10 protein-coding genes are annotated in these 10,775 nt (G+C 69.7%); 8 read left to right on the plus strand and 2 right to left on the minus strand.

Annotated features, from left to right (window positions below; translation table 11 throughout):
- Positions 1 to 159: 159 nt before the first annotated feature.
- From rpsO to ACFQ9Z_RS22610, 5 genes are all read left to right on the plus strand, one after another.
- Positions 160 to 447: a 30S ribosomal protein S15 gene (rpsO, locus tag ACFQ9Z_RS22590; protein ID WP_143640166.1), complete on the plus strand. Its 288-nt coding sequence runs from the start codon at positions 160 to 162 to the stop codon at positions 445 to 447.
- A gap of 322 nt (positions 448 to 769) precedes the next feature.
- Positions 770 to 3,013, plus strand: a complete 2,244-nt coding sequence (locus ACFQ9Z_RS22595) for a polyribonucleotide nucleotidyltransferase (protein WP_383021299.1) — start codon at positions 770 to 772, stop codon at positions 3,011 to 3,013.
- Entirely contained in the window at positions 3,010 to 4,389 is a 1,380-nt protein-coding gene (locus tag ACFQ9Z_RS22600) for a M16 family metallopeptidase (protein WP_383021302.1), read from the plus strand. Before ACFQ9Z_RS22595 ends, ACFQ9Z_RS22600 begins: the two co-directional genes overlap by 4 nt.
- Before the next feature lie 24 nt (positions 4,390 to 4,413).
- Positions 4,414 to 5,166, plus strand: a complete 753-nt coding sequence (gene dapB / locus ACFQ9Z_RS22605; RefSeq protein WP_383021305.1) for a 4-hydroxy-tetrahydrodipicolinate reductase — start codon at positions 4,414 to 4,416, stop codon at positions 5,164 to 5,166.
- Positions 5,167 to 5,179: 13 nt separating this feature from the next.
- On the plus strand, positions 5,180 to 5,632 hold the full coding sequence (locus ACFQ9Z_RS22610; protein ID WP_383021310.1) for a hypothetical protein: 453 nt from the start codon (positions 5,180 to 5,182) through the stop codon (positions 5,630 to 5,632).
- 100 nt (positions 5,633 to 5,732) lie between these two features.
- Here ACFQ9Z_RS22610 and ACFQ9Z_RS22615 read toward each other — a convergent pair whose 3' ends face one another.
- Positions 5,733 to 6,287, minus strand: coding sequence for a hypothetical protein (locus ACFQ9Z_RS22615; protein WP_383021314.1), 555 nt, complete (start codon positions 6,285 to 6,287; stop codon positions 5,733 to 5,735).
- Between the two features lie 89 nt (positions 6,288 to 6,376).
- Positions 6,377 to 6,625 carry a hypothetical protein gene (locus tag ACFQ9Z_RS22620; protein ID WP_383021321.1) on the minus strand — a complete coding sequence of 83 codons (249 nt, stop codon included), beginning with the start codon at positions 6,623 to 6,625 and terminating at the stop codon, positions 6,377 to 6,379.
- A 158-nt stretch (positions 6,626 to 6,783) separates the two neighbouring features.
- On the opposite strand from ACFQ9Z_RS22620, the gene thyX reads away from it, so the two are divergent.
- The 3 genes from thyX (at position 6,784) to ACFQ9Z_RS22635 (ending at position 10,479) form a co-directional block, all read left to right on the plus strand.
- Complete coding sequence (gene thyX, locus ACFQ9Z_RS22625) at positions 6,784 to 7,527, plus strand: FAD-dependent thymidylate synthase (RefSeq protein WP_143640151.1); 744 nt, start codon at positions 6,784 to 6,786, stop codon at positions 7,525 to 7,527.
- 211 nt (positions 7,528 to 7,738) lie between these two features.
- Positions 7,739 to 8,638, plus strand: coding sequence for a 4-hydroxy-tetrahydrodipicolinate synthase (dapA, locus tag ACFQ9Z_RS22630; protein ID WP_383021328.1), 900 nt, complete (start codon positions 7,739 to 7,741; stop codon positions 8,636 to 8,638).
- 155 nt (positions 8,639 to 8,793) lie between these two features.
- A complete protein-coding gene (locus ACFQ9Z_RS22635) occupies positions 8,794 to 10,479 on the plus strand; it encodes a ribonuclease J (RefSeq protein WP_383021331.1) in 1,686 nt (561 codons plus the stop codon).
- Positions 10,480 to 10,775 lie beyond the last annotated feature (296 nt).

The following is a 10,775-nucleotide window of genomic DNA, read 5'->3' on the forward strand; positions in this document are numbered from 1 at the left end:
TCGACGGCCGTTTGTGTACGCACCTCCGGAGCGACCGCAGGCATCGCCTGCCGCCCTGGAGGCCGCGCCCAGCGGATCCCCGCCTCCCGAGTCGTGGAAGCTCCCCCGAGAAGTGGACCGGGGGCACTCGATGGCACTTACAGACTATGAGGAGTACGCGTGTCGCTCGACGCCGCTACGAAGAAGCAGATCATCTCCGAGTTCGGTACCAAGGAGGGTGACACCGGCTCCCCCGAGGTCCAGGTCGCCATGCTCTCCCGTCGGATCTCCGACCTGACGGAGCACCTCAAGGCCCACAAGCACGACCACCACTCCCGCCGTGGTCTGCTGATCCTGGTCGGTCAGCGCCGTCGCCTGCTGCAGTACCTGGCGAAGAAGGACATCCAGCGCTTCCGTGCGCTGGTCGACCGTCTGGGCATCCGCCGCGGTGCGGCGGGCGCCAAGTAAGACGCCGTGAAGGGAGCGGTTCCCGATAGGACTCGGGGGCCGCTCCCTTTGCCGTACGTGCGGAAACGTGCGCGGTGTCACACCTGCTTTGTAGTGTGGTAGGACAACGCACTACGCACGACACGGAACACGTACGGCGCAACCCGTACCAAACAGAACGAGGAGGAGCGCGCCTCGCCGCCGCCGGTCCTCGGTAGTGGCCCCCGGGGGAACGAGCCCCGGGTGCTTCGATCGAAGACCGGCCCGCACCAGACGGAGCGCCCTCCACAAACGTCCCCCCGCCACACGGGCGGCCAGGGACGAAGACGAGGAGAAAACGCTAGTGGAGAACGAGACCCACTACGCCGAGGCCGTCATCGACAACGGCGCCTTCGGCACCCGCACCATCCGCTTCGAGACGGGCCGCCTGGCCAAGCAGGCCGCCGGCTCCGCCGTGGCGTACCTGGACGACGACACCATGGTGCTGTCGGCCACCACCGCCTCCAAGAACCCCAAGGACCAGCTCGACTTCTTCCCCCTCACGGTGGACGTCGAGGAGCGGATGTACGCCGCCGGCAAGATCCCCGGCAGCTTCTTCCGCCGTGAGGGCCGTCCCTCCGAGGACGCCATCCTCACCTGCCGCCTGATCGACCGCCCGCTGCGCCCGTCCTTCAAGAAGGGCCTGCGCAACGAGATCCAGGTCGTCGCCACGATCATGGCGCTCAACCCCGACCACCTGTACGACGTCGTCGCGATCAACGCCGCGTCCGCGTCCACCCAGCTGGCCGGCCTGCCCTTCTCCGGCCCGATCGGCGGCGTCCGCGTCGCGCTGATCCGCGGCCAGTGGGTCGCGTTCCCGACGCACACCGAACTCGAGGACGCCGTCTTCGACATGGTGGTCGCCGGCCGCGTCCTGGAGGACGGCGACGTCGCGATCATGATGGTCGAGGCCGAGGCCACCGACAAGACCATCAAGCTGGTCGAGGGCGGCGCCGAGGCGCCGACCGAGGAGGTCGTCGCCGCCGGTCTGGAGGCCGCGAAGCCCTTCATCAAGGTCCTGTGCCGCGCCCAGGCCGACCTCGCCGCCAAGGCCGCCAAGCCGACCGCCGAGTTCCCGATCTTCCTGGACTACCAGGACGACGTCCTCGAGGCCCTCGCGGCCGCCGTCCGCCCCGAGCTGGCCCAGGCGCTCACCATCCCCGGCAAGCAGGAGCGCGAGGCCGAGCTGGACCGCGTCAAGGGCCTCGCCGCCGAGAAGCTCCTGCCGGAGTTCGAGGGCCGCGAGAAGGAGATCTCCGCCGCGTACCGCGCCCTGACCAAGGCCCTGGTCCGTGAGCGCGTCATCAAGGAGAAGAAGCGCATCGACGGCCGCGGTGTCACCGACATCCGCACCCTGGCCGCCGAGGTCGAGGCCATCCCCCGCGTGCACGGCTCCGCGGTGTTCGAGCGTGGCGAGACCCAGATCCTGGGCGTCACCACCCTCAACATGCTCCGCATGGAGCAGCAGCTGGACACCCTCTCCCCGGTGACCCGCAAGCGCTACATGCACAACTACAACTTCCCGCCGTACTCCACCGGCGAGACCGGCCGTGTCGGCTCCCCCAAGCGCCGCGAGATCGGCCACGGCGCCCTCGCCGAGCGCGCGCTCGTGCCGGTGCTGCCCGCGCGCGAGGAGTTCCCCTACGCGATCCGCCAGGTCTCCGAGGCGCTGAGCTCCAACGGCTCGACGTCCATGGGCTCGGTCTGCGCCTCCACCATGTCGCTGCTGAACGCCGGTGTGCCGCTGAAGGCCCCCGTCGCCGGTATCGCCATGGGCCTGATCTCCCAGGAGATCGAGGGCGAGACGCACTACGTCACCCTCACCGACATCCTCGGTGCGGAGGACGCCTTCGGCGACATGGACTTCAAGGTCGCCGGCACCAAGGAGTTCGTGACCGCCCTCCAGCTCGACACCAAGCTGGACGGCATCCCCGCCTCCGTCCTGGCCGCGGCCCTCAAGCAGGCCCGCGACGCCCGCCTCCACATCCTCGACGTGATGATGGAAGCGATCGACACGCCGGACGAGATGTCCCCGAACGCGCCGCGGATCATCACCGTGAAGATCCCGGTCGACAAGATCGGCGAGGTCATCGGCCCCAAGGGCAAGATGATCAACCAGATCCAGGAGGACACCGGCGCCGAGATCACCATCGAGGACGACGGCACGATCTACATCGGCGCGGCCGACGGCCCCTCCGCCGAGGCCGCCCGCACCACGATCAACGGCATCGCCAACCCGACGATGCCCGAGGTCGGGGAGCGCTACCTCGGTACGGTCGTCAAGACGACCACCTTCGGTGCGTTCGTCTCCCTGCTGCCCGGCAAGGACGGTCTGCTGCACATCTCGCAGATCCGCAAGCTCGCCGGCGGCAAGCGTGTGGAGAACGTCGAGGACGTCCTCGGTGTGGGCCAGAAGGTCCAGGTCGAGATCGCCGAGATCGACTCCCGCGGCAAGCTGTCCCTCGTTCCGGTGATCGAGGGCGAGGACAACGAGTCCGACAGCGGCTCCGCCGATGGCGAGACGAAGAAGGACGACGCCGACCAGTGACGTCCCGTGGCTCCAAGGCGACGGCCCGCATCTCTTCGGAGGCGCGGGCCGTCGCCCGTACCCAAACCCTCATCAAAGGCACCGGCGGCATCGGCACGGTCCGCAAGACCACCCTCCCCGGCGGCCTGCGCGTCGTCACCGAGACCCTGCCCTCCGTGCGTTCGGCCACCTTCGGCATCTGGGCGCACGTCGGCTCCCGCGACGAGACCCCGTCGCTGAACGGCGCCACGCACTACCTGGAGCACCTGCTCTTCAAGGGCACCGCCAAGCGCAGCGCGCTGGACATCTCCGCCGCCGTCGACGCCGTCGGCGGCGAGATGAACGCGTTCACGGCCAAGGAGTACACGTGCTACTACGCGCGCGTGCTCGACACCGACCTGCCGCTCGCCATCGACGTCGTCTGCGACATGCTCACCGGCTCACTGATCCTCGAGGAGGACGTCAACGTAGAGCGCGGCGCCATCCTCGAAGAGATCGCGATGACCGAGGACGACCCGGGCGACTGCGTGCACGACCTGTTCGCGCACACCATGTTCGGCGACACCGCCCTCGGCCGCCCGGTCCTCGGCACCGTCGACACGGTCAACGCCCTCACCGCCGACCGCATCCGCCGCTTCTACAAGAAGCACTACGACCCCACCCACCTCGTGGTCGCCTGCGCCGGCAACATCGACCACAACAAGGTCGTACGCCAGGTCCGCGCCGCCTTCGAGAAGGCGAACGCCTTCAAGGACCCCGGCGCGCAGCCCATCGCCCCGCGCGACGGCCGCCGCGCCATCCGCGCGACCGGCAAGGTGGAACTGCTCGCCCGCAAGACCGAGCAGGCGCACGTGGTCCTCGGCATGCCGGGCCTCGCCCGCCCGGACGACCGCCGCTGGGCCATGGGCGTGCTCAACACCGCCCTCGGCGGCGGCATGTCCTCCCGCCTCTTCCAGGAGGTCCGGGAGAAGCGCGGCCTCGCCTACAGCGTGTACTCGTACACCTCCGGCTTCGCCGACTGCGGCCTGTTCGGCGTGTACGCCGGCTGCCGGCCCAGCCAGGTGCACGACGTGCTCAGGATCTGCCGGGACGAACTCGACCACGTCGCGCAGAACGGCCTCTCCGACGACGAGATCGCCCGTGCCATCGGCCAGCTCCAGGGCTCCACCGTGCTGGGCCTGGAGGACACCGGCGCGCTGATGAACCGCATCGGCAAGAGCGAGCTGTGCTGGGGCGAGCAGATGTCCGTCGACGACATGCTGGCGAAGATAGCCGCGGTCACCCCGGACGAGGTCCGGTCGGTCGCCCAGGACATCCTCGGACAACGCCCTTCGCTGTCGGTCATCGGCCCGCTCAAGGACAAGCAGGCCGCGCGGCTGCACGACGCCGTCGCCTAATCACCTCCGGTAAGGAAGCAACAGATGAGCAAGCTGCGCGTGGCGGTACTCGGCGCCAAGGGCCGGATCGGGTCCGAGGCGGTACGGGCGGTCGAGGCCGCCGAGGACATGGAGCTGGTCGCCGCCCTCGGCCGGGGCGACAAGCTGGAGACCCTGGCGGAGACCGGCGCCCAGGTCGCCGTCGAACTGACCACCCCCGGCTCCGTCATGGGCAACCTCGACTTCTGCGTGCGCCACGGCATCCACGCGGTCGTCGGTACGACGGGCTGGACCGAGGACCGCCTCGCGCAGCTCACGGGCTGGCTCGACCAGTCCCCGGAGACGGGTGTGCTCATCGCGCCGAACTTCTCCATCGGCGCCGTGCTCACCATGAAGTTCGCGCAGCTCGCCGCCCCGTACTTCGAGTCCGTCGAGGTCGTCGAGCTGCACCACCCGAACAAGGTGGACGCCCCCTCCGGGACCGCCGCGCGCACGGCCCAGCTCATCGCCGAGGCACGCCGCCGGGCCGGTTCGGCGCCGGCGCCGGACGCCACCGTCACCGCCCTGGACGGCGCCCGTGGCGCCGACGTCGAGGGCGTCCCCGTGCACTCCGTCCGGCTGCGCGGCCTGCTGGCCCACCAGGAGGTGCTGCTCGGCGCCGAGGGCGAGACCCTCACCATCCGCCACGACTCCCTGCACCACAGCAGCTTCATGCCGGGCATCCTGCTCGGCGTCCGCCGCGTGGTGTCGACCCCGGGCCTCACCTTCGGCCTGGAACACTTCCTCGACCTGAGCTGAGCCCGAACACGTCATGCGCGCGAAGATCACCTACCTCGTCACGGCCGCCGTCCTGGTCTTCTACTTCGTCCTGGTCGGCAGCCGCGGCGTGATGCTCATCCAGACCGGCACGCTCGTCACCGTCACCTTCGGTGTGGCGGTGCTGATCCTGCCTGTCATCGGCCTGTGGTTCCTGTGGAAGAACACCCAGTTCGTCCGCAGGGCCAACCAGCTCGCCGCCGAACTCGAGGCCGAGGGCGGGCTGCCCGTCGACGAGCTGAGGCGGCTGCCCAGCGGCCGCATCGACCGCGAGTCGGCGGACGAGGTCTTCGCCCGGCGCAAGGCCGAGACGGAGGCCGCCCCCGACGACTGGCGAAGCTGGTTCCGGCTCGCCGTCGCCTACCACGACGCCCGCGACACCCCGCGCGCCCGCAAGGCGATGCAGCGGGCCATCGCCCTGCACGACGGCAGACCCGTCCAGGTCTGATCCGGGCCGGGCCGGCCGGCCCGGGGAGCACGAGGAACACGAAGGAGGGGACGGACCGCGCCGCACGCGGTCCGTCCCCTCCTTCGTGTTCCCGGGGCGGTCAGGCGCGCCGGTGCTCCGCGGCCCACGCCTCCACCGTGTCGGCCGCCCGGTCGAAGGCCGCGGGCCGGTGCAGGAAGTCCAGGCCGTGCGTGGTCAGCAGCGGTGGCGTGTCCTCGACGGGCCGGTCCTTGCGCACGAGCGTCAGCGCCTGGCCCTGCACGGTGCGCGGCAGCCCCAGCCAGCGCACCGGCTGCTGCGCCGTGCGCACCGCGATCACCCGGGGCCAGGGCACCGTACGCGTCACCAGGAAGCCCACCTGGCGCAGCCCGCGCGGACTCACCCACACACCCATGCGCAGCACGCGCAGGGCGCAGGCGATGACGGCCAGCGCCAGGGTGAGCACCAGGCCCGCGGCGGACACCGAGTCGGTCAGGGCGATGAGCACCGCCCCGAACAGCACGAACGAGGAGAGCAGCAGCCCCAGCGCGGCGCCGGCGACCCGCCAGGGACCCGGCCGGTAGGGCCGCCGCCAGCGGTCCCGGTCGTCGTACGGCAGCGGGCTCTCGGAGGCCGCGTCGAAGGAGCGGTCGGCCGTCAGGAAGGGCAGGGGCACGGCTGGTCCTCACTCGATCCTTGCTGGGCTGTGCCCGGTGAGGCTATCCGGCCGGGTTCGCGCCCACCACCCTTGGGCGGCCGGAAGGGTCAGTGCCCCTGAGTGTGCCCCTGCGAGGCCTGGGACTGCTGGGCCGGCGTACTGGACGGCGTCGACAGCGCCGGCATCCCGAGGACGAGGGCGCCGACGAGCGCGGCGACGAGGGTCAGGCCCAGCAGCCAGCGCCCGGCCAGCTCGCCGAGCGACGCCCGCTCCCGGGGCGGGGGAGTGACATTGCTGCGGAACCTGTCCGCCTCGGCCAGGAAGGCGAAGGGTACGGGCTCACGCCGACGGAACATCGCGGGTCCAGCTCCTTAGGGGATCGAACGGTCAGGCCTCACCGCTACAGACGCTCGAGTGGCACAAAAGGTGCCCATGTCCGAAAAAATCCATGGCAAGGTCACTGTTCGGGACTGTCAGGGGTGCCCCGTACAGTGGGCGCGAACCTCAAGAAGTGATGGGAAGGACCCCCGTGACCACCCCCGAGTCGCTCACTTTCCGCAGCGATGTCACCGTCGAGCTGGTGAAGTCCAGCGCGTCGGACGCCGATGTCCTCTTCGCCGCCCGCGTCTCCACCGTCGGCGAGCAGTCGCTGGACGAGCTGAAGAAGGACCCTGAGCGCTCCAAGGGCCTCATCAACTACCTGATGCGGGACCGGCACGGCAGCCCGTTCGAGCACAACTCGATGACCTTCTTCATCAGCGCCCCGATCTTCGTCTTCCGCGAGTTCATGCGTCACCGGGTCGGCTGGTCGTACAACGAGGAGTCGGGCCGCTACCGGGAGCTCCAGCCGGTCTTCTACGTCCCCGGCGAGGACCGCAAGCTGGTCCAGCAGGGCCGCCCCGGCAAGTACGTCTTCGTCGAGGGCACCCCGGCCCAGCAGGAGACCGTGCGCGGCACCCTCGAGGAGTCCTACGAGCAGGCGTACGCGGCCTACCAGAAGCTGCTCGCCGAGGGCGTCGCCCGCGAGGTGGCCCGCGCCGCCCTGCCCGTCGGCCTCTTCTCCTCCATGTACGCCACCTGCAACGCCCGCTCCCTGATGCACTTCCTCGGGCTGCGCACCCAGCACGAGCTGGCGAAGGTGCCGTCCTTCCCGCAGCGGGAGATCGAGATGGTCGGTGAGCAGATGGAGGCGCGGTGGGCCGAGCTCATGCCGCTCACGTACGCCGCCTTCAACGCGAACGGGCGCGTGGCCCCCTGACGAAGCCCTGTTCCCACGCGCGGAACGGATGTACGGATCAGCCGGGCGAAGTGTCCGTATTGCGGCATTCCGAGAAGTTCATCTAGCCTGATCGAACGGACCCGGCACTGCTTGAACCCCCGAGCAGGCAGTGCCGGGCTCCTTATTTGTCCTGACTTACCCGGCACCCCACGGGCAGACCACGCCCGGAGCACCGAGTAGCGTGGTACCCATGGCTCCGACCTCGACTCCGCAGACCCCCTTCGGGCGGGTCCTCACCGCCATGGTCACGCCCTTCACGGCGGACGGCGCACTCGACCTCGACGGCGCGCAGCGGCTCGCCGCCCACCTGGTGGACGCAGGCAACGACGGCCTGATCATCAACGGCACCACCGGCGAGTCCCCCACCACCAGTGACGCGGAGAAATCGGATCTCGTACGGGCCGTGGCGGAGGCGGTCGGCGACCGCGCCCACGTCGTGGCCGGAGTCGGCACCAACGACACCCGCCACAGCATCGAGCTGGCCCGCGAGGCGGAGCGCGCCGGCGCGCACGGCCTGCTGGTCGTCACGCCGTACTACAACAAGCCCCCGCAGGAGGGCCTGTACCGGCACTTCACGGCCGTCGCGGACACCACCGGGCTGCCGGTCATGCTCTACGACATCCCCGGCCGCAGCGGGGTCCCCATCAACACGGAGACCCTGGTCCGCCTGGCGGAGCACCCGCGGATCGTCGCCAACAAGGACGCCAAGGGCGACCTCGGCCGCGCCGGCTGGGCCATCGCGCAGTCCGGCCTCGCCTGGTACTCCGGTGACGACATGCTGAACCTGCCGCTGCTCTCGGTGGGCGCGGTCGGCTTCGTCTCCGTCGTCGGCCACGTCGTCACCCCCGACCTGCGCGCCCTCGTGGACGCGTACACCTCGGGCGACGTCGTCAAGGCCACGGAGATCCACCAGAAGCTCCTCCCGGTGTACACCGGCATGTTCCGCACCCAGGGCGTCATGACCACCAAGGCCGCGCTCGCCCTCCAGGGCCTGCCCGCAGGGCCCCTGCGGGCCCCCATGGTCGAGTGTTCACCCGAGGAGATCGCCCAGCTCAAGATCGATCTTGCTGCCGGCGGGGTACAGCTCTGACAACAGACTTGGCATCACCCGAGCTTCACAACTGAATCCACAACCGCATAGCGGGCCACCGGTGCCCGCACCCCACAACGACAACTGCTTCTGCACGAACGTCATGCGCGCCACGTGCCCGACCGGTACGTGGCGCGCGTGGTGAGGAGAGTCTTTTGAGTCATCCGCATCCTGAACTCGGACCGCCCTCGCCGCTCCCCGAGGGCGGCCTGCGCGTCACCCCGCTCGGCGGTCTCGGCGAGATCGGCCGCAACATGACGGTCTTCGAATACGGCGGCCGCCTGCTGATCGTCGACTGCGGAGTGCTCTTCCCCGAGGAGGAGCAGCCCGGAATCGACCTGATCCTGCCGGACTTCTCCTCCATCCGGGACCGTCTCGACGACATCGAGGGCATCGTCCTCACCCACGGCCACGAGGACCACATCGGCGGCGTCCCCTTCCTGCTCCGCGAGAAGCCGGACATCCCGCTGATCGGCTCCAAGCTGACCCTCGCCCTCATCGAGGCCAAGCTCCAGGAGCACCGGATCCGCCCGTACACCCTTGAGGTGGCGGAGGGGAACCGCGAGCGCATCGGCCCGTTCGACTGCGAGTTCATCGCGGTCAACCACTCCATTCCGGACGCCCTGGCGGTCGCCATCCGCACGCCCGCCGGCATGGTCGTGCACACCGGCGACTTCAAGATGGACCAGCTCCCGCTGGACAACCGGCTCACCGACCTGCACGCGTTCGCCCGGCTCAGCGAGGAGGGCATCGACCTCCTGCTCACCGACTCCACGAACGCCGAGGTCCCCGGCTTCACCCCGCACGAGCGGGACATCTCCAACGTCCTGCGCCAGGTCTTCGCCGGAGCGCGCAAGCGGATCATCGTGGCGAGCTTCGCGAGCCACGTCCACCGCATCCAGCAGATCCTGGACGCGGCCCAGGAGTACGGCCGCCGGGTCGCCTTCGTCGGCCGCTCGATGGTCCGCAACATGGGCATCGCCCGCGACCTCGGCTACCTGAAGGTCCCGCCGGGCCTGGTCGTGGACGTCAGGACGCTCGACGACCTCCCGGACCACGAGGTGGTCCTGGTCTGCACCGGCTCCCAGGGCGAGCCGATGGCCGCGCTCTCCAGGATGGCGAACCGGGACCACCAGATCCGGATCGTCGAGGGCGACACGGTCATCCTGGCCTCGTCCCTGATCCCCGGGAACGAGAACGCGGTCTACCGGGTGATCAACGGCCTGACCCGCTGGGGCGCCAACGTCGTCCACAAGGGCAACGCCAAGGTGCACGTCTCCGGCCACGCCTCCGCCGGCGAGCTGCTGTACTTCTACAACATCTGCCGCCCGCGGAACCTGATGCCGGTCCACGGCGAATGGCGCCACCTGCGCGCCAACGCCGAGCTCGGCGCGATGACCGGCGTCCCGCACGACCGGATCGTCATCGCCGAGGACGGGGTGGTCGTCGACCTGGTCGAGGGCAAGGCCAGGATCTCCGGCAAGGTCCAGGCCGGATACGTCTACGTCGACGGCCTCTCCGTCGGCGACGTGGGCGAGCCGGCCCTGAAGGACCGCAAGATCCTCGGTGACGAGGGCATCATCTCGGTCTTCGTGGTCGTGGACTCGTCCACCGGCAAGATCACGGGCGGCCCGCACATCCAGGCCCGCGGTTCCGGCATCGAGGACTCCGCCTTCACCGGCGTCGTCCCGAAGATCAACGAAGCCCTGGAGCGCTCAGCCCAGGACGGCGTCGTGGAGCCGCACCAGCTGCAGCAGCTGATCCGCCGCACCCTCGGCAAGTGGGTCTCGGACACCTATCGCCGCAGGCCGATGATCCTCCCGGTCGTCGTGGAGGTCTGACACGCCGGCTGCGTGAACTCGGAGCGGGGCGCCTCGATTTGCATCGGGGCGCCCCGCTCCAGTACGTTTACGGCTCCGCCCGAGGGGAACCCCCAGTGCTTCATGCGCTGGACGACGGTTGCCACGGATCGGGTGGGAAATCCGGCTCAGAAGTTCTGATAAAGTCGGAGCCGCCGGAAAGGGAAACGCGGAAGCGGGAACCTGGAAAGCGCCGAGGAAATCGGGTCGAGAAAAGATCTGATAGAGTCGGAAACGCAAGAACGAAGGGAAGCGCCCGGAGGAAAGCCCGAGAGGGT

The organism is Streptomyces sp. NPDC056580 (assembly GCF_042793175.1).
Taxonomy (GTDB): Bacteria; Actinomycetota; Actinomycetes; order Streptomycetales; family Streptomycetaceae; genus Streptomyces.

Bases quoted from the DNA above. Each gene is read 5' to 3' on its own strand.
- dapB (WP_383021305.1), top strand. From the start codon at position 4,414: ATGAGCAAGCTGCGCGTGGCGGTACTCGGCGCCAAGGGCCGGATCGGG.
- ACFQ9Z_RS22610 (WP_383021310.1), top strand. From the start codon at position 5,180: ATGCGCGCGAAGATCACCTACCTCGTCACGGCCGCCGTCCTGGTCTTC.
- ACFQ9Z_RS22620 (WP_383021321.1), bottom strand. From the start codon at position 6,625: ATGTTCCGTCGGCGTGAGCCCGTACCCTTCGCCTTCCTGGCCGAGGCG.
- thyX (WP_143640151.1), top strand. From the start codon at position 6,784: ATGGGAAGGACCCCCGTGACCACCCCCGAGTCGCTCACTTTCCGCAGC.
- dapA (WP_383021328.1), top strand. From the start codon at position 7,739: ATGGCTCCGACCTCGACTCCGCAGACCCCCTTCGGGCGGGTCCTCACC.